The sequence below is a fragment of the Corynebacterium afermentans subsp. afermentans genome (assembly GCF_030408355.1).
Classification (GTDB): Bacteria; Actinomycetota; Actinomycetes; order Mycobacteriales; family Mycobacteriaceae; genus Corynebacterium; species Corynebacterium afermentans.
Window position 1 is genome coordinate 1,237,740 of the sequence record NZ_CP046606.1, and the last position, 17,729, is coordinate 1,255,468.

The 17,729-nt window shown below is 66.1% G+C and carries 19 protein-coding genes and 1 tRNA gene; 8 read left to right on the forward strand and 12 right to left on the reverse strand.

Translation table 11 applies throughout. The features are described 5' to 3' along the window. The first annotated feature begins 4 nt into the window (after positions 1-4). Positions 5-1,084 (forward strand): quinone-dependent dihydroorotate dehydrogenase, encoded by a 1,080-nt coding sequence (locus CAFEA_RS05890; protein ID WP_034998985.1) that lies wholly within the window; start codon positions 5-7, stop codon positions 1,082-1,084. Here the strand turns inward: CAFEA_RS05890 and CAFEA_RS05895 are convergent. Genes CAFEA_RS05895 through CAFEA_RS11310 form a run of 6 tightly spaced genes read right to left on the reverse strand, consistent with a single transcriptional unit; the run spans position 1,081 to position 5,351 of the window. Beyond that, the gene (locus CAFEA_RS05895; protein ID WP_063936714.1) at positions 1,081-1,437 is read right to left on the reverse strand and encodes a hypothetical protein; all 357 of its coding nucleotides are present in this window, start codon (positions 1,435-1,437) and stop codon (positions 1,081-1,083) included. The genes CAFEA_RS05890 and CAFEA_RS05895 overlap by 4 nt on opposite strands. A 10-nt stretch (positions 1,438-1,447) precedes the next feature. Then, positions 1,448-1,981 (reverse strand): YbhB/YbcL family Raf kinase inhibitor-like protein, encoded by a 534-nt coding sequence (locus tag CAFEA_RS05900; protein ID WP_063936715.1) that lies wholly within the window; start codon positions 1,979-1,981, stop codon positions 1,448-1,450. A gap of 21 nt (positions 1,982-2,002) precedes the next feature. Beyond that, the gene (locus CAFEA_RS05905; RefSeq protein ID WP_063936716.1) at positions 2,003-3,808 is read right to left on the reverse strand and encodes an ABC transporter ATP-binding protein; all 1,806 of its coding nucleotides are present in this window, start codon (positions 3,806-3,808) and stop codon (positions 2,003-2,005) included. Further along, on the reverse strand, positions 3,809-4,546 hold the full coding sequence (locus tag CAFEA_RS11300) for an ATP-binding cassette domain-containing protein (RefSeq protein ID WP_350308259.1): 738 nt from the start codon (positions 4,544-4,546) through the stop codon (positions 3,809-3,811). It lies immediately after the preceding gene. A gap of 21 nt (positions 4,547-4,567) precedes the next feature. Beyond that, the gene (locus CAFEA_RS11305; RefSeq protein WP_350308262.1) at positions 4,568-4,945 is read right to left on the reverse strand and encodes an ABC transporter transmembrane domain-containing protein; all 378 of its coding nucleotides are present in this window, start codon (positions 4,943-4,945) and stop codon (positions 4,568-4,570) included. Then, the gene (locus tag CAFEA_RS11310; protein ID WP_350308263.1) at positions 4,827-5,351 is read right to left on the reverse strand and encodes a 6TM ABC transporter family protein; all 525 of its coding nucleotides are present in this window, start codon (positions 5,349-5,351) and stop codon (positions 4,827-4,829) included. The genes CAFEA_RS11305 and CAFEA_RS11310 overlap by 119 nt, the downstream gene beginning before the upstream one ends. A gap of 130 nt (positions 5,352-5,481) precedes the next feature. Between CAFEA_RS11310 and CAFEA_RS05915 the strand changes: the two genes are divergently transcribed. The 3 genes from CAFEA_RS05915 (at position 5,482) to CAFEA_RS05925 (ending at position 6,938) form a co-directional block, all read left to right on the forward strand. Next, a tRNA-Leu gene (locus CAFEA_RS05915) sits at positions 5,482-5,567 on the forward strand. A 181-nt stretch (positions 5,568-5,748) separates the two neighbouring features. Beyond that, the gene (locus CAFEA_RS05920) at positions 5,749-6,348 is read left to right on the forward strand and encodes a TVP38/TMEM64 family protein (protein ID WP_082855609.1); all 600 of its coding nucleotides are present in this window, start codon (positions 5,749-5,751) and stop codon (positions 6,346-6,348) included. Between the two features lie 20 nt (positions 6,349-6,368). Next, on the forward strand, positions 6,369-6,938 hold the full coding sequence (locus CAFEA_RS05925; RefSeq protein ID WP_034998972.1) for a hypothetical protein: 570 nt from the start codon (positions 6,369-6,371) through the stop codon (positions 6,936-6,938). Here CAFEA_RS05925 and CAFEA_RS05930 read toward each other — a convergent pair. The 3 genes from CAFEA_RS05930 to CAFEA_RS05940 are packed head-to-tail and all read right to left on the reverse strand — an operon-like array spanning position 6,910 to position 9,477. Beyond that, positions 6,910-8,184 (reverse strand): SPFH domain-containing protein, encoded by a 1,275-nt coding sequence (locus CAFEA_RS05930; protein ID WP_082855591.1) that lies wholly within the window; start codon positions 8,182-8,184, stop codon positions 6,910-6,912. The genes CAFEA_RS05925 and CAFEA_RS05930 overlap by 29 nt on opposite strands. Continuing rightward, positions 8,185-8,613, reverse strand: a complete 429-nt coding sequence (locus tag CAFEA_RS05935; protein ID WP_034998970.1) for an NfeD family protein — start codon at positions 8,611-8,613, stop codon at positions 8,185-8,187. 21 nt (positions 8,614-8,634) lie between these two features. Next, positions 8,635-9,477, reverse strand: coding sequence for a DUF3097 domain-containing protein (locus CAFEA_RS05940; RefSeq protein WP_063936717.1), 843 nt, complete (start codon positions 9,475-9,477; stop codon positions 8,635-8,637). Positions 9,478-9,517: 40 nt separating this feature from the next. Between CAFEA_RS05940 and CAFEA_RS05945 the strand changes: the two genes are divergently transcribed. After that, positions 9,518-10,270, forward strand: coding sequence for an Rv1486c family protein (locus tag CAFEA_RS05945; RefSeq protein WP_063936718.1), 753 nt, complete (start codon positions 9,518-9,520; stop codon positions 10,268-10,270). Here the strand turns inward: CAFEA_RS05945 and CAFEA_RS05950 are convergent. Beyond that, entirely contained in the window at positions 10,267-11,304 is a 1,038-nt protein-coding gene (locus tag CAFEA_RS05950) for a ferrochelatase (RefSeq protein ID WP_063936719.1), read from the reverse strand. The genes CAFEA_RS05945 and CAFEA_RS05950 overlap by 4 nt on opposite strands. Before the next feature lie 18 nt (positions 11,305-11,322). After that, positions 11,323-13,053 (reverse strand): DIP1281 family NlpC/P60 protein, encoded by a 1,731-nt coding sequence (locus CAFEA_RS05955; RefSeq protein ID WP_063936720.1) that lies wholly within the window; start codon positions 13,051-13,053, stop codon positions 11,323-11,325. A 258-nt stretch (positions 13,054-13,311) separates the two neighbouring features. Here CAFEA_RS05955 and CAFEA_RS05960 point away from each other — a divergent pair, with 258 nt between their 5' ends. Then, positions 13,312-13,605 (forward strand): hypothetical protein, encoded by a 294-nt coding sequence (locus tag CAFEA_RS05960; protein WP_143313146.1) that lies wholly within the window; start codon positions 13,312-13,314, stop codon positions 13,603-13,605. On the opposite strand, the gene CAFEA_RS05965 is transcribed toward CAFEA_RS05960, so the two are convergent. Then, the gene (locus CAFEA_RS05965; protein WP_063936722.1) at positions 13,602-14,078 is read right to left on the reverse strand and encodes an Rv1476 family membrane protein; all 477 of its coding nucleotides are present in this window, start codon (positions 14,076-14,078) and stop codon (positions 13,602-13,604) included. The genes CAFEA_RS05960 and CAFEA_RS05965 overlap by 4 nt on opposite strands. A gap of 209 nt (positions 14,079-14,287) precedes the next feature. On the opposite strand from CAFEA_RS05965, the gene acnA reads away from it, so the two are divergent. Next, a complete protein-coding gene (gene acnA, locus CAFEA_RS05970; RefSeq protein ID WP_172796695.1) occupies positions 14,288-17,065 on the forward strand; it encodes an aconitate hydratase AcnA in 2,778 nt (925 codons plus the stop codon). 93 nt (positions 17,066-17,158) lie between these two features. Next, on the forward strand, positions 17,159-17,710 hold the full coding sequence (locus tag CAFEA_RS05975; RefSeq protein ID WP_034998960.1) for a TetR/AcrR family transcriptional regulator: 552 nt from the start codon (positions 17,159-17,161) through the stop codon (positions 17,708-17,710). The last annotated feature ends 19 nt before the right edge of the window (positions 17,711-17,729 follow it).

The following is a 17,729-nucleotide window of genomic DNA, read 5'->3' on the forward strand; positions in this document are numbered from 1 at the left end:
ACCCATGACGCTCTACGACCGCGCACTCAAGCTCATGTTCCTGTTGCCGCCGGAGCGCATCCACGGCATCATCAGCGGCGCACTACAGACGCTGCACCTGGCCACCCCGGTCAACCGAGTGATGGAAAAGGCCGTGCGCGTGCACGACCCGGTGCTGCGCCAGACCGTTTTCGGCGTGGACTTCCCCGCCCCGTTGGGCCTGGCGGCCGGCTTCGATAAGAACGCCGAGGCGATCGACGCTTGGGGCGCGGTCGGCTTCGGCTACGCCGAGATGGGCACCGTGACCCCGAAGTCCCAGCCGGGCAACCCCACACCGCGCTTGTTCCGCTTGCCAGAAGACAAAGCGATTTTGAACCGCATGGGCTTCAACAACAAGGGCGCGCTCATGGTCGCCGACAACCTCCGCGCGCGGCGCTCCCGCGACGTGGTGGGCATCAACATCGGCAAGAACAAGACGTCCGAAGACGCCGTGGCGGATTACCGCGCCACCGCGACGCTGCTCGGCGGGCTGGCGGATTACCTGGTGGTCAACGTCTCCTCCCCCAACACGCCCGGTCTGCGCGACCTGCAGGCGGTTAAGGAGCTGCGCCCGATCTTGGAGGTGGTAAAGAAGTCCACCACCACCCCGGTGCTGGTGAAGATCGCCCCGGATCTTTCCGACGAAGACATCGACGCCGTGGCTGACCTCGCCGTGGAGCTGGACCTTGCCGGCATCGTGGCCACCAACACCACCATCTCCCGCGACGGGCTGAACACCCCCGCCTCCAGGGTGGAGAAGATGGGCGCGGGCGGGATCAGCGGTGCCCCGTTGGAGAAGCGTTCGCTCGAGGTGCTCAAGCGCCTCAACGAGCGCGTGGGCGACAAGCTGGTGCTGGTCAGCGTTGGCGGCATCTCCACACCGGAGCAGGCGTGGGAGCGCATCGCCGCGGGCGCGAGCCTGCTACAGGGCTACACCCCGTTCATCTACGGCGGGCTCGGCTGGATCCGCGGCATCCACCGCGGGATCGCCGCGCAGATTAAAGCCCACGGCCTGGACTCGATCGAGCAGGCCGTGGGCAGCGGGCTAGAGTGGAAAGCGCTTTAAGCGTGACCGGCTGCGCTGCGGCGCAGCACCACCGCGCAGAGTCCGGCGGCGAGCGCCCAGCCGATCAGCCAGAACGGCGTGGTGGCCATGAGTTCGGTGTCGGGCGCGATGAAACCGAGCCCGATGAGCACCACGGCCGCGAGTAGCGCGCCCACCTGGGTGCGTGAGCCTTCCTGCTTGGTGTTGTAGGTGGCGAAGGCGCCGACGATGGCCACTGCAGCGATGACGGAGAGCACCTGCGGGGTAATCGGGAACGTGGCGTCGCCTCGGAGCAGCGCCAGCACGGCGTAGAGCACTAACACGAGTGCGATGCCCAAAAACGCGCCGCCGACGCGAAGTTGCACTGGAACCATTCGGCGAATCTTACTGGTTTTCGTACCAGCCCCAGATGATGGCGCGGCCGAGCGAATGGAAGTTCAGGTTGAAGCCGAGCTGGGTGGGGTTGGCAATCTCGTCCGCGGGCAACTCCGTGTCCACCGCGTGCACGGCGAAGAGATACCGGTGCGGGCCGTGGCCTGCCGGCGGATTGGCGCCGTAGTAGCCCTTAACGCCGCTGTCGCCGGTGAGCACCACTGCACCGACGCCGAGCCCCTCCTTCGCACCTGCTCCGGCGGGCAGCTCGGTGACGTCCGCGGGGATGTTGAAAGCGGACCAGTGCCAGAAACCTGACGCAGTCGGTGCGTCCGGGTCGAAACAGGTCACCGCGAAGGTCTTGGTGCCCTCCGGGGCGCCGGACCAGGACAGCTGCGGGCTGGTCGCGTTGTCGCCGGCTAGTGCGTCGGCAAGACGCTCGCCGTCGACGATGTCCTCGGAGACGATGTCGAAGGACGGCACGTCCGTCAGCGGCGCGTACGGGTCGGGGCCGGGGAAACGGTCGGATACATAGTTGGCAGTCATGTCCCCATTCCTACCGGAGAGCTAGTGACACCCGCCACTCCACGCGGCGAAAAGTTGCGCGTATCTCCCGCCGGCTGCCATGAGCTGGGCGTGGGTGCCGTCCTCGATGATGCGTCCGGCGTCCATGACCAATATTCGGTCCGCGGCCGCTGCTTGGTCCAGGCGGTGCGCCACCACCAACGCCGTGGTGCCCTTCGCGATGTGTGCGGCCGCCTCTTCCAGTGTGTTCGTGGCGTCGCTGCCAGCTTCTGCCGTGGCCTCGTCCAGGATGAGCACCTTCGGGCTTGACAGTGCGACACGCGCGAGCGCGAGCTGCTGCTCCACCTCCGGCGGGATCTCCTCTGCTCCCGCGCCGACGGCGGTGTCCAGCCCTTTCGGGAACAGGCGCGCGAACTGGGTGCCATCGGGGTCGAGCCCGACGGTTGCCAACGCCCGCAATAGGTCCGTGTCGGTCGCACCCTGTGCTGCCATCGAGAGGTCCTCGCGCAGGGAGCCGGCGAACAGGTGGACGTCCTGGGTGAGCAGAGTGACGTTCTTCGCGGTCCACGTGTCGCTGACCTGCGAGGTGTCCACCCCTCCCACCCTGATGCTGCCAGCCGTGGGCTCCACAAGTCCCGCGATAAGCGCGGTGAGGGTGGACTTGCCAGCGCCCGAGGTCCCCACCAGCGCGGTAGTAGTTCCCGCCGCGAGTGTGACGGAGAGATCCTCAAGCACATTGGCGCCACCCGGGTACGCGAAGGAGACGTGGTCGACTGCCACATCCACGGGCTTGGTCAGGTCCTCCGGTACGACTGTGGCGACGCGGCCGTCCGCGAGCTTGGCCAGGCTCACCGCGCGGCCCACGGCGGTGGCCGCACTCTGCAGCTCCCCGACGAAGAACAGAGCGTTGAACACCATGACTTCGGCGCGGATCACCATGAACACCGCTGCACTCGCCTGGCCCGGGGTGACAGCGCCGGTGGAGGCGAGCCAGGCACCCACACCGAGGGTGAGCAGCACCCACGCGGCGAAAGCGACCTGTCCGATGCCCATGAGCCGGATGAACCAGGGCGCACGGTCCATCTCCGCTTCCACCGCGCCCCACGAGGTCCGCCGCATCCGGGCCAGTGCCCAGCGCTCCAAATCGAAGGCGCGCAGCGTGGGCAGGCCCCGGACGGTGTCCAGCAACACCGCGTTGCGACGCGCCTCCGCCACGCTCACGGCGTTGGAGGCAGCCGGGATCGCGCGGACCACCGCGCGGGCGACCGGGTAGGTGCAGACGCAGATCAATAGCAGGATCCCGGCGAAGCGGACGTCGATAAGCAAAAGCCCGATAAACGTGATCGGAAAGACGAACACGATGGTGAGCACGCGCGAGCCGATGGCGGTGATGGTTTGGACGACGTCGTCGATGTCCTTGGTCATGCGCGTGATCACGTTGCCGGTGCCGAGCTCCATCACCCGCGGCACAGGTGCGCGCAGGATCGCGTCGAGGCAGCGACGGCGCAGATCGATGGACGCGCGGGCAACTTTGAGGCCCACCACGTAGTTGCCCAGGGCGCGCAAGAACATCTCGACGAGCATGCAGGCCAACGCGAGACCTACGGTCCACACGAACGCGCGGGTGCCGGTGCCCAGCAGCGGAACCTCACCGCCGGTAAGCGGGTCGACGCTGCGGCCGAAAAGGTTCGACTGTGTGGTGTAGAAGACGACGGTGAGCGCCTGGATGATCAAAAGCCCCGTCCACCAACGCCTGTCCAGCGCGTTCGGCAGTGCCGAGAGGTACGCGAAGGTTTCCTTCACGCTCGCGGGGGCGACCGCGTCAGTGCGTTCGTACTCGCGCTGCATCTACGCCACCTCCAATGCGGTTCCGGCGTGCTGCCACGCCGAGTTTCCGGTGATCACCACGGTCGTTTTGTCCGTCCTGAGCACCGCTACGGCTTCCACGACATCCGCCTGGGTCACGGAATCGAGCCCCGTGGTCGGATCGTCCAAGATCAACACCTCAGGGTCGGCGGCGAGCGCCCGAGCTAGCGCGACGCGCTGCCGCTGTCCGCCGGAGAGGTTCAGGCCGGCCTCGCCCAGCGGCGCGTTCGGCAACTCGCCTACTTCGTTGACGCCGCCGAGCCTGCGGAGGATGTCCTGGCAGTGGGCGGCCGCGAGCGCTTGCTTCACCACGTCCTCCGACACGTCCCCGCGCGGATTCTCATTGTCCGCAATGGTGCCCTCGAACACGTTGACGGTGTGCGGCGGGAACAGCGCATCGGCGCGCTGCGCCCACGCAACGGCTGTGACGAAGGAGCGCTCCGCCGGCTCGAGGATCCACAGTCCCGCACCTGGGACCGGGGTGTCTGTCGGCTCAGGCCCCGCGGTGTCGTCGCCCGCGTGGTGCAACTGCTCGATGCGTCGGCCGCTGGCCACCGCCCTGCCCCACCCGCTGGCTAAGTCGCCGAACGCGAAGCCCGCCATTTTCAACGCAGGCGGCACCAGAAGCGCCACGGACGTCAACTGGCCCGGGGTGATCTCGCCGCGCAGCGTCATCCATGCGGCCAGCCCCACGATGCCCAGGTTGCACAACCACGCCACGCATAACCGGGCAAAACCCAGTCACACCTCTACGCGCAGATGGGTGAGCATGAGGCGCTTCGCCTTGGCCGTCTCCGTATGAAAGCGGTGAGCGACGGTCCCGCCCGCCCCCAGGCCCTTGACAGTGCGCAGGCCCTGCGAAGCATCCGTGGCCAAGCTCGCCACGTCAGCCTCCGCCGCACGCCGCTTGAGCGACACCCGTGTCACCGGACCGGCAGTCCACGCCGCAAACAACGCGATGACAAGCGCGCTTACGGGAATGGCGAGCGAGACCCACGGACTAACCGTCCACATCGCCACAATTGCGCCCGCGGCGTAGCCGATGGCCATCAGCGGAAACGACAGCAGCTCGCGGTAGCGGCCAATAGTGTTCGCGTCGGCGTCGATGGTGTTGAGCACCGTGCCAGGGCTCATCGCCCCCGCCCCCGCGGCGCAGCACGCCCGAGGACAGGTGTTGCTGCGCGTTGTGGGTGACGCGGCGCACCGAGGCTGCGGCCAAGCCGTCGCCAGTGGCCTCGCCGATGAACTGGAGGATGAAAATGCCGACCAGCACCGCGATAAGCCGCCACGCGTTGAACGTGCTCTCGCCCACCAGGCCGTCCACGATCATGCCCACCACCACCGGGACAAACGCGGCGATTCCGGTGCCGAGAAGGTAGCTGACAATGTGCAGTGCCAACACACCCGGATATGCGCCGACCATGTCCCTGACCACGCGGTTTCCACTACTCCAGCGCGCCGGGTGGAGACGGTTCGGATCGTCCGCAGGTGGCGCGGGCGGGACGAACCAGCTGTACGTCTTCATTCTGCGCGGTGGGGGGCATCATTCTGGAAAACCTAGCAAATTTTCAGGGTTGTACTGGCGATTTGGCGGTTCAATCGCCCCGCCCTATAGTTATGCGAGTGCCCAGCCGAGAGGCTGAAAAACACCCTAAGCCCGGGTGGCGGAATGGCAGACGCGCTAGCTTGAGGTGCTAGTGTCCTATTAACGGACGTGGGGGTTCAAGTCCCCCTCCGGGCACAGACCCATCACCCCGCTCGCATACGTTGCGACGGGGTGTTTTGTTCATGGGGCGCCCTTCCTCGAGTTGGTGCCAGGCTACCGGCCGGTGGATGATGGCGTAGTGAATCGTTTGCGGAAGGCACCCCGGAACCGGATCGCACTCGTCGTTGCGGCCGGCGCGTTGTTCATCGCAGCATGGATGCTTCTCGACGTCCCTCCGCTGTCGACGCTCCGCACCTGGTCCGATGAGACCGGTGTCTGGTTCCCTGTCCTGTTCTGGCTGCTGTACGTACTGATCACCCAGTTCCCCATCCCCAGGACGCTGATGACTGTCTCCGCCGGCATCCTTTTCGGCACCGCCCGCGGAATACTCATCGCGCTGACGGCCACGACGGTCAGCGCAGTCATTTCGCTCCTCATCGTCCGGACGCTACTGAGGGACTGGGTGGAGCCGCGCCTGACGCACCCGGCTGTGGAGAACATCAACCGGCGGCTTGAACAACGTGGTTGGTTGGCCATCTTGAGCCTGCGCATGATCGCGGCGGTGCCGTTTTCCATCATGAACTACGCCGCGGCGCTGACCCGGGTGCCCATCGCCCCGTTCGCACTCGCAACCCTGGTGGGGTCTGCGCCCGGCACGATCCTGGTCACCCTGTTCGGCGACACGCTCACGGGCGATGCGGACCCGGTGTTCGTGGCCATCATGGCGGTGCTCGCCGTCCTCGGCGTCGCGGGGCTGGTGCTGGACGCTCGCATGCCAACCCGCTCGGGACGTGTCGGAGTCAAGCCCCAAGGGTAGACCGGAGTACGCTACGGCCCATGATTGCCGTGCATGCGAGGTACCGGGGCCGCGAGAAGGCCCGCGCCACCGTGGTGGAGCGCTCCGCCGAGGCGCTGAGCTCCCTGCCCGGTGTCGCAGGCTTCGAGGTGCTCGGGGTGGAGGACATCCGCTCGCAGGTCGCGGACGCGGAGGCTGCGCTCAACCTGATCATGGCTCTGCTTTCAGACGGCAACTGGGCCATCGGGCTCGGCATCGCCGACGGCGCAGGCTCCACCCGCGACGCTTCTGCCACGGCGACTACTGCAGTCGGGACGAGAGCGGGGCAGGTGCGGGTGATCGTCGATAGGCAAAATGCGACGACTGAAGCCGCGGACATCGCGGCGACCTTCGCCCTGATGTCGCACGTGCTGCACAAGCGCACCTACGAGGGTCGCGAGGCGACGTCGCTGGTGCGACGCGGCATGAACCAAAATGAGGCCGCCGCAACCCTGGGCATCTCCAAACAGGCGATGAGCCAGCGGTTGCAGGCGGCCGGGTGGCCCGCGGAGCAGGCCGGGTGGCAGCTAGCGCTGAATTTGATTACTCGGGCTGCTGGTCAGGGCGAGTAACAGGGCGCGAGACCGGGTCGGACTGCGCCTCCGGCTGGAAGGTCTGCTCAAAACCGGTCTGCTGCGGCTCGCCCGTGGTGATCTCGCGGCGGGTGGCGCCGCTGGATTCCGGTTTGATCGAATCCTGCGCTGAATCCTGGGTCGGATCCGGGTCGTCCACGTGCTTGTTGGCCACAGCACGTGCCTCGGCGAGCGCCTTTGCCAGCTCCGGGTCGGTGGAGGTGTCGAACCAGCGGTCGGTGTTGCCGGACTCCGCGAGTTCGCGGTCCTGATCGGTGGGCGTCTCCGCCTCGTAGCGGAACACGCCGTCGTCGTCCTTGTCGGCGAACGCGCGGGCGAACTGCTGCAGCGAGTCGCCGAACTGGGACGGGATCATCCACATCGTCGCCGCGTCGTTGTTGGCGATCTTCGGCAGCTGCTCCAGGTACTGGTACGCCAAAAGCTCCGGAGTGACGCCGGAAGACTTGATCGCAGCGTTGACCTTCTGGATCGCGCGGGCCTCACCCTGCGCAGCCAGGTACTTGGCGGCGCGCTCACCCTCGGCGCGCAGCATCATCGCCTGGCGCTCCGCCTCCGCGTTGAGAATCGCGGCGTGCTTCTCGCCCTCCGCGGAGAGGATGCGGGCCTGCTTCTCACCTTCTGCGGTCTTGATGTCGGACTCGCGCTTACCTTCCGCGGTGAGAATCATGGCGCGCTTCTCACGGTCCGCCTTCATCTGCATCTCCATGGACTGCTGGATGGACGGCGGCGGATCAATCGCCTTGAGCTCCACACGGCTAATGCGCAGGCCCCACTTCGCAGTGGCCGCGTCCAGCTCGCCACGCAACCGGCGGTTGATGGTCTCGCGCGAGGTCAGCGTCTCTTCAAGTGTCATGCCGCCGACAACATCGCGGAGCGTGGCCACAGAAATCTGCTCCACACCGACCAGGTAGTTGTCCACGCCATAGATTGCCTTGGCCGGGTCGTTGATCTGGAACGTGACCACCGTGTCGATCGCCACGGTCAGGTTGTCCTGCGTGATCACGGCCTGCGGCGGAAAGGACACCACGCGCTCACGAGTGTCCACGCGCTCGCGCACCCGGTCGATGTAGGGCACGAGGAACGTCAGCCCGCCGGATGCGGTGCGGGTGTAGCGGCCGAGGCGCTCAATAACCGCCGCTTCGCCTTGCGGGATCAGCTTGATTGACGCGGTGAGAATTGCCACCACCAGCGCGATGATGACGAAGAATGTGATAAACCCTCCCATTTAGGGCTCCTTCCACACGACAGCGACGGGGCCGTCAATATCGTAAACGGTCACGCGGGATCCTGCCGGGATGGTTTCCGCCGGATCGAGGCCGCGGGCGGACCACAGGGAGCCGTCGAAACGCACCTGGCCCTCGCCGCCCACGATGTCCTCGACGACCTCCGCCGTGCTGCCGACCAGCGCCCGCGGCGAATCGTCCAACACCAGCGGCTTTTCCATGCGCCGGCGCAGCGGCGGACGCAGGAAGAACCAGAACAGCGCGGACGAGACGGCGAACACAGCGACTTCCGCCCACATGGGCACGCCGCCGAGCGCCACAAGCGCGGTGGTCAGCGCGCCCGCGCCGAGCATGAGCAGCGTCAGCTCGCCCACAGTCAATTCCAGCAGCGCCAGCAGCGCCGCAGCTAAAAACCAAAGCAAAGGTCCCACGTGACGTACCTTACATGTGTTCTAGAGATCGTTTTTGGATAATTCCGGGTTGGTGACGAAGTCCACCAACCGCTCTACCGCTCCGATGAGCGTGGAATCCAGGTCCCGGAAGGTGCTCACTGACGACGACACACGCCGCCACCCTTCCTTCGGGTCCGACCACCCCAGGCGGCGGCACACGCCCGTCTTCCAGTCTTCGCCGTAGGGCACCTCCGGCCATGCGGGGATGCCCACGCTCGCGGGTTTCACCGCAGCCCAGATGTCAACGTATGGGTGGCCCGTGACCAGCACGTGCGGGCCGACGTGCTCCACCAGCCGGGATTCCTTCGTGCCTTCGATCAGGTGGTCCGCCAGCACGCCGATGCGCCGGCCAGGGCCAGGCTGGAACTCGTCAAGGCGCTCCTGCAGGTTGTCCAGGCCTTCCAGGTACTCCACCACCACGCCTTCGACGCGGAGGTCGTGGCCCCACACCTGCTCCACAATCGCGGCGTCGTGGATGCCTTCCACCCAGATGCGCGACGGCATGGCCACTTTGGCCTCGACGTTGCCTACTTTCCGGGAGCCGGAGTTGGACCGCTTCGGCCCGTCGTCGCGCGGCGCCACGTAGCGGGTCAGCGTCACGCGCTGGCCCTCCACCATGAACGCGCCGGGCAACATCTTGAACAGGCGCTGGGTGCCGTAGCGGTCCTCCAAGCGCACGAAGTCGCCGTCGTAGGTCCGCTCGAAGCCCACCACCGCGCCGACGAAGTCGTTGCCCACGATCTCCACGATGATGCCGGGTTCCGCCGGCATCTCCGGGTAGCTCGGGCGCTTGCTCCGCGCGTGTCCGCTGAAAATGTCTCCGCTGTACCGGCTATCTCCCATAATGCGTCCGCATTGTATCGGCCCCGTTACACTGGCCCGGATGCACACGCGCGCCGAAGTCTATTCACCCCTGCAAAACACCGCCGTCTGGCTGGCGGCGTGGCTCTACAACGTCGAATCCTCCGACGACACCGTCGACGCGCTCACGGATCTCGGAGGTGCGCATTCGTACGGCAGCCTGCCTATGGCGCAATTGCTTCACGACGTCCGCTCCGCCGCCGACCTCTCCACCCCCGGCCCCGCAATCAGACTCGTCCTCTGGGGTCCGGGCCAGGCGCCGCGGCTGCAGGCCGGCTCCCCTGCGATGGAAGCGCTGACCCAGGCCGGAGCGCTGGTGGTGCGCGGGGCGGGGATGCACCACATTCTTGTGCCCAGATACTCGGGCGGCGGGGTGAATTGGCGCTGGTTCGAAGACCCGGAACCGCTGCCGGAGCCAGAGTGGTTCTCTCCCGGCGAGGCGGACCAGCTGCTCTCCCGCGCCACAGAGCAGGCCGCCGTGCTGATCGAGGCAGCCGGCGGCACCCGAAAGGATCTGCCCAACCCGCGGCTGGCGGTGGGCACGCTCGCGGACTTCTACGACACCCCGGGGCTTCCCGCCGGTGTCACCCCGCGCGCGGCGAAACTCTTCGCCCGGGCGGACAGGGTGGCTGCCACGATTGAAACGGTCACCGACCGCCTGGACGACCACTCCTTCGACCCGCAGCTGTTCGCGCTCTGGCGCCACGTGCGCTCCGCCCGCATGGCTGGTGTGGCCGATGCGGTGGTGGACTACCAGCGCGAGTGGGCGCGCTAGCGGCCCGGCCGCTTCACCGGCGCGCAGCACCCTTCCTTGCACGGCGCGCCATTAACGGTGCAGCCCTGCACCGTGACTGAAGACAAGGTTTTAGGCTTGACTTCCGCGCCGACGGCCTCGGCGATATCGACCACCATGCCGGCGAAGGCGGGCTCGAGGCCGACGGTCGGGGTGCGTGTCAGGGACACCCCCATCTCCTCGCACGCTTGCTTCAGCTCGGTGTCGAGGTCCCAGACCACCTCCATGTGGTCGGTGATAAAACCGATAGGCACGCAGATGAGGTGCTCCATCCCCTCGCGCTGAAGCTCCTGGGCGCGGTCCACCACGTCCGGCTCCAGCCACGGCGTCGCCGGGTTGCCGGAGCGCGACTGCCACACCACCTCGTAGCTATCTACGCCGGCGTGCTTTGCGACGAGCCTCGCCGCCTCTGCAACCTGCCTCGAGTACAGGTGCTGGTCTGCCGGCCCGCCGGAGTTCTGGTCCGCGGCGGTGGGCACGCTGTGCGCGGTGAACAGCACGCGGGTGTCGCCGGTTGCCTTCTCCACGGCAGCGCGCAATCCCTCTGCCACGAGCTCGACGAATGTCGGGTGCCCGTAGAACTGCCAGAGCTTGGTGTAGGTGATCTCCGGCGTGACCTCCCGGATTTGCTGGATGTCCTCGTCGTACTGCCGGCAGGCTGAATACCCGCCCCAGGCACTGGTGGCGAATACGAGGACGTTCCTGTGGCCGTCGTCAAGCAACTGCTTCGCAGTGTCCGCGGCGAACGGGTGCCAGTTGCGGTTGCCGAAGTAGACGGGCAGGTCGATGCCGCGCGCCGACAGCTCAGCCTCGATGTTGGCGATGAGTTCGCGGTTTTGCCCGTTGATGGGGCTCACGCCGCCGAAGTGGAAGTAGTGCTCGCCGACCTGTGCCAGCCGCTCGCGCGGGATGCCGCGTCCGCGAGTGACGTTCTCAAGAAAAGGAATAACCTCGTCCTCCCCTTCGGGGCCGCCGAAGGAAAGGACGAGGAGTGCGTCGTAGTCGTTGAGAGCCATGCTCTCGAGTTTATCCCGCTAGAGCAGGCGCACCGCGTTCGGAGCCATGCCGGACCAACGCACTGGAGCAATGGTGACGTTCTGGCCGGCCTGCGGTGCCTCGATCATGGTGCCGTCGCCGAGGTAGATGGCCACGTGCTGGTTGCCGCCCGGCCCCCAGAACAGCAGGTCGCCGCGTTGGGCCTCGTTCACCGGGACCTGGGTGCCGCGCTGGTACTGGTACCCGGTGTAGTGCGGCAGCGCCACGCCGGCGGCCGCAAACGCGTAGAGCACCAAGCCGGAGCAGTCGAAGCCGGACACCGAGCCGCCGTTCACGCCGGTGGTCGGGCCGTTGGCGTCGCCGCCGCCCCACACGTACGGGGTGCCAATCTGGGACTGCGCACGCGCGATCACAGCCTCCACCTGGGAGGAATCCGATACCGCGGCGACAGACTTCTGCGACTTGGCGGAGACGTCAGCGGCAGTCTCGACCTCCGGCAGCACCGCGGAGAGGGAATCCGTAGAGTCTGCAGTTTCCGTGGTGTCGGAAGTTTGCTCGACCGTGCCGAGTGCACCGTTGAGACCGTCCGCGAAAGCGGTGACCAGCTCGGCGGCATCCGCATTGGAATTGTCGAAGGAGCCGTGGTTGGCCGCCACGCCGCCGACCATTGCGATACCGGCCGCGACAGCGCCAACCTTCGCGATCGTGTCGCTGTCCAGCGCCGGTAGGCCGGCGGTGGACGACAGCGCCGCAGTATCGCTATCCGACGACGTCTGCGCCACGGTGCGCACCGCATCGACCACGGTTTCACGGCTGGGCTCGGGCGCCTCCGGGGCGTCGTTGGACACGCGCTGACGAACCAGATCCACGACCTCTTCCGGCACCTCGTAGGTGGTGTCGCCCTTGGACACGGTCAGCGTTGCCGCATACGGGTCGGCAGCGATGGCGTTGTCGGACTCGGCTGCGGCGGTGTCTGGAGTTTCAGGCTGCGCCTGGGGCGCGTCAGCCTCCACTTCGGTCTGGGCCTGGTCCACTTGCGCCTTATCGGTCTGGGCGGGGCGCTGTTGATCCAGTTCCTTCTGAGCAGAATCCAGCTGGGACTGGGCGGCGTCGCGTTCGGCGACGGATGCCTCGAGGGCGGCGCGGTTGGCGTCGAGAAGCTCACGCGCGCTCGCCTCGGCCTGCTTCGCCTCGGCCTCCGAAGCGTCGGCAAGCTCGCTGGCCTGGCGAAGCGTGGCCTCCTCATTAGCCGCCTCGGCGCGGGCCTGCTCGGCTTCAGCAAGCTTCGCCCGCTTCTCCTCCGAGCGCTGGCGAAGGAAAAGCGAGCGATCCAGCACGTCGCGCTGGGTGTCCTTGCCACTGACGGCGACGAGCGCGTCGCTCGGGCTGGAGCCACGGTACTGCGATCGGCTCAGATCATCGAGCTCGGCGCGCAGGGCGTCGACACGCTCCTGCGCCTCGTTGAGACGGCGCTTCGCCTCATCCTTGCCGCGGCGAGCCTGCTCGGCCTTGACCTGCGCATCGTGCAGGTCCACCAGCGACTGGTTGACGGACTCCTGCAGACCGCCGAGGTCCAAGTTGAGCGCGTCGACGTCGGTCTGCGCGCGGGACACAACGGTCACAAGCTCGCTCATTCCGGAGGTGGAACTCTGACCATTGGCGGCCGGGCTGACTAGGCCCGCCACCAAAGAAATGGTTGCGGCACACGCGGTGGCGCCGAGCACATTTCGCGCACGGCCAAACCGGGTGCCCCTTTGTGGATTAGCCACGAAGGTGCTCCTCACACCGCCCGTCGCGCACACTTCAACAGCGCTCGGGCGATCAAGAAAACCCGAGGCTTCAAAGCGCATGCGAAAACCGTGACTAGCGGTTCCACGAGCGGTCTAGATGTTGACTACTGACGCGGCAGCGCGAATCGCGACTGGCACAGCGGTGCCCTGGAACCTGGTACTCGGCGTGCTTCCCCACATGCCCGAACCTTCGCGGACGCTTGACTAGAGCGCCCTATCGGTGCCATTGCGTTGCGTGTGACAACCATCGACCCGCGAGCCGATACGGGAACCATACGTCAAGGCAACAAACTTGTATCTCTTTTGTTACAAACAATCTCCCGAGTCAAGCCTGTTCACATGATTCACACCCGTCTCACCAGCGCGAACTTCGACCTCGGTGCGTTACGTGACTTTTGTCACACCATCGGCTGCGTGCTCGTAAAAGTTGACCAAACTGTTGAAATCGCGGAATTTGACCTGCGGGTTTTCGGGCGGCTTGTCAACTTTTACGAGCGAGGAGGTCAAGCGCCCAGGCTTGTCGACGCCTAGTCGCCGTGGCGGGCGGAAAGCGCCGCTGCCGTGGCAACCGCGGCGAGCACCAACACAGCGACCGCCACGGTCAGCGGCCAGTTCACCGAGAACGTGTTGGCGGCGTCGGCGAAGGCGTGGACGCCGACAACATAGTCCGGCTCAGCGACCATCGTCCGTTCCCCGCGCTCCACCTGTGCGCGGGTCAAAGAGTCGCTGACCCCGACAGCCACTTGCGGGGTACGCACCAGAACCGTGTCCAAACCAGTCTCGGCGGCGGCGTCCTGCGCCAGGTCGCGCAGGTCCGCGATAACTGGCGGTGTCTGCTCGAGCACAATCATTCCCACCGGAGCGAAAGCGTCGGTGTTGGCGTCGGCGAGAGCGGCCTCGAGGGCCGGACCCAGCTCCGCGTTCAGGGGATTGTCGGTACCGAACGCTACAGGGGACGATGCGAGCTGGGAGGCGAGCTCTTCAAGCGTGGCTTCGGTCTGCATTGGCGTCTCTCCTCGGGCTGCCCGACGATCCAGATGGTCGATTTTGGAGTCTAACGGTGGGAACCGTTGGTGCGTCGATAGGCGCAATGCAAAAACATAACGCGCGTACTGTTAATATGGGCGCGGAACTATGGAAGGTCGCATAGACTGGTGGCTTGACCATAGGGTCGCTAATCCCTGATTTCATACGACGAGAATTGGAGCTCACCGTGGCAGAAAGCAAGAACTCGTTCGGTGCCAAAAAGACACTCGAGGTCGGCGGAAAGTCCTACGACTACTTCGCACTCGACGCCGTCGAAGGCATGGAGAAACTCCCCTACTCCCTCAAGGTGCTGGGCGAGAACCTCCTGCGCACCGAGGACGGCAAGAACGTCACCGAGGACCACATCAAGGCCATCGCAAACTGGGACCCGTCGGCAGAGCCGAGCGTGGAGATTCAGTTCACCCCGGCCCGCGTCCTCATGCAGGACTTCACCGGCGTGCCCTGCGTGGTCGACCTTGCAACCATGCGTGAGGCCGTGAGCACCCTCGGCGGCAACCCGGACCAGGTCAACCCGCTGAACCCGGCTGAGATGGTCATCGACCACTCCGTGATTATCGAGGCGTTCGGCACCACCGACGCCATCGACAAGAACGTCGAGATCGAGTACCAGCGCAACGAGGAGCGCTACCAGTTCCTGCGCTGGGGTGCAGAGAACTTCTCCAACTTCCGCGTCGTCCCGCCGGGAACCGGCATTGTCCACCAGGTCAACATCGAGTACCTCTCCCGCGTCGTCTTCGACAACGAGGGCCTGGCCTACCCGGATACCTGCATCGGCACCGACTCCCACACCACCATGGAAAACGGCCTGGGCATCCTGGGCTGGGGCGTCGGCGGCATCGAGGCTGAGGCCGCGATGCTGGGCCAGCCGGTGTCCATGCTCATCCCGCGCGTCGTGGGCTTTAAGCTCACCGGCGAGATCCCGACCGGTGTGACCGCAACCGACGTCGTGCTCACCATCACCGAGATGCTGCGCGAGCACGGCGTGGTGCAGAAGTTCGTCGAGTTCTACGGCAACGGCGTCAAGGAAATCCCGCTGGCGAACCGCGCCACCATCGGCAACATGTCCCCGGAGTTCGGCTCCACCTGCGCGATCTTCCCGATCGACGAGGAGACCATCAACTACCTGCACCTGACCGGCCGCTCCCAGGAGGACATCGACCGCGTCGAGGCGTACGCCAAGGCACAGGGCATGTGGCTGGAGCAGGACGCCACCGAGGCCGAGTACTCCGAGTACCTCGAGCTGGACCTGTCCACCGTCGTCCCGTCCATTGCGGGCCCGAAGCGCCCGCAGGACCGCATCCTGCTGTCCGAGTCCAAGGACACCTTCCGCAAGCAGCTGCCGGACTACAACACTGCCGGCGAGGGCACCTCCGAGCCGGTTCGCGCCGAGAACGTTGACGCTGTCTCCTACAACGAGTCCTGGGCAGCCAACGGCGAGTCCGCCGCTGAGGGTGCAGAGGGCCGCGCTTCCAAGCCGGTCATCGTCGAGTCCCCGAAGGGCGGCGAGTACACCCTGGACCACGGTTTCGTGGCCATCGCCGCTGTGACCTCCTGCACCAACACCTCCAACCCGTCCGTCATGGTCGGCGCCGCACTGCTGGCACGCAAGGCCGCCGAGAAGGGCCTGAAGGCCAAGCCGTGGGTCAAGACGATTATGGCTCCGGGCTCCCAGGTCGTTGACGGCTACTACGAGCGCGCTGACCTGTGGAAGGACCTGGAGGCCGTCGGCTTCTACCTCTCCGGCTTCGGCTGCGCATCCTGCATCGGCAACTCCGGCCCGCTGCCGGCCGAGGTGTCCGACGCAGTCAACGAGTTCGACCTCACCGCAACCGCAGTCCTTTCCGGCAACCGCAACTTCGAAGGCCGCATCTCCCCGGACGTGAAGATGAACTACCTCGCGTCCCCGCTGCTGGTCATCGCCTACGCTATCGCCGGCACGATGGACTTCGACTTCGAGACCCAGCCGCTGGGCCAGGACGCCGACGGCAACGACGTCTTCCTCAAGGACGTTTGGCCGTCCACCGAGGAGATCGAAGAGACCATCGCTGGCACCATTTCCCGCGAGATGTACGAGGCCGACTACGCCGACGTGTTCAAGGGCGACGAGCAGTGGCAGGGTCTGGACATCCCGACCGGCAAGACCTTCGACTGGAACGAGGACTCCACCTACATCCGCAAGGCACCGTACTTCGACGGTATGCCGGATGAGCCGGAGGCAGTCGAGGACATCGAGGGCGCACGCGTGCTGGCGAAGCTGGGCGACTCGGTGACCACCGACCACATCTCGCCGGCTTCCTCCATCAAGCCGGGCACCCCGGCCGCGAACTACCTGGACGCCAACGGTGTTGAGCGCAAGGACTACAACTCCTTCGGCTCCCGCCGCGGCAACCACGAGGTCATGGTCCGCGGTACCTTCGCGAACATCCGCCTGCGCAACCAGCTGGTGGACGAGCAGGGCGGCTACACCCGCGACTTCACGCAGGAGGGCGCACCGCAGGCGTACATTTACGACGCCGCGATGAACTACGCCGAGAAGGACATCCCGCTGGTGGTCATCGCCGGCAAGGAGTACGGCACCGGTTCCTCCCGCGACTGGGCGGCGAAGGGCACCAACCTGCTGGGTGTGAAGGCCGTCATCGCCGAGTCCTTCGAGCGCATCCACCGCTCGAACCTCATCGGCATGGGCGTGCTGCCGCTGCAGTTCCCGGAGGGCGAGTCCCACGAGTCTCTCGGCCTGGACGGCACCGAGACGTTCACCCTGACGGGCGTCACCGAGTTCAACAACGGTGAGATCCCGGCCACGGTTCACGTTAAGGCGGAGAAGGACGGCTCCGACGCTGTCGAATTCGACGCAGTGGTGCGCGTGGATACGCCGGGTGAGGCGGAGTACTTCCGCCACGGCGGCATCCTGCAGTACGTGCTGCGTCAGATGGTCAAGAGCTAACAAGCTTTCGGCCGTCGCTTAAGGGGCCCCGCACGCCGCGGGGCCCCTTCCCCATTTTTCTCGCCCCTTTCTGGAGCCCGAAGGAGCCCCCTCATGCCGATTGTCAGCGATGAAGAGCTGAAGCGCCGCCGCGGCGAGATCATCGACACCGCCCGCGTCTGCTTCGCGCACTACGGCTACGAGGGGGCGACCGTGGCCCGTCTGGAAGAGGCCACCGGCAAGACGCGTGGCGCTATCTTCCACCACTTCGGCGACAAGGAAACACTGTTCCTGGCCATCGCCGAAGCAGACGCGGAGCGGCAGGCCCAGGTGGTCAGCGAACGCGGTTTGGTGGAGGTCATGCGCGGGATGCTCGTGGACCGCACCTCCAACGACTGGTTCACCACCCGCGCCGAGATCCTTCGCAAGCTGCGCACTGATCCGGAGTTCGAGGCGCGTTGGCGCGAGCACCAGGAGGTGCTGGACTGTGCGGTCCGCGAGCGCTTGGAGTCCAATAAGCAGATGCGTGACGACGTCCCCGTCGCCGTCGTGCAGACCTACCTGGAGACAGTGCTCGAGGGCTTCATCACCAAACTCGCCTCCGGTGAGCCTGTGGACCGGCTCGAGGCGATGCTCGACGTGGTAGAGCAGTCAGTCCGCGGGTAATTCCTAAAAATAGACTAAG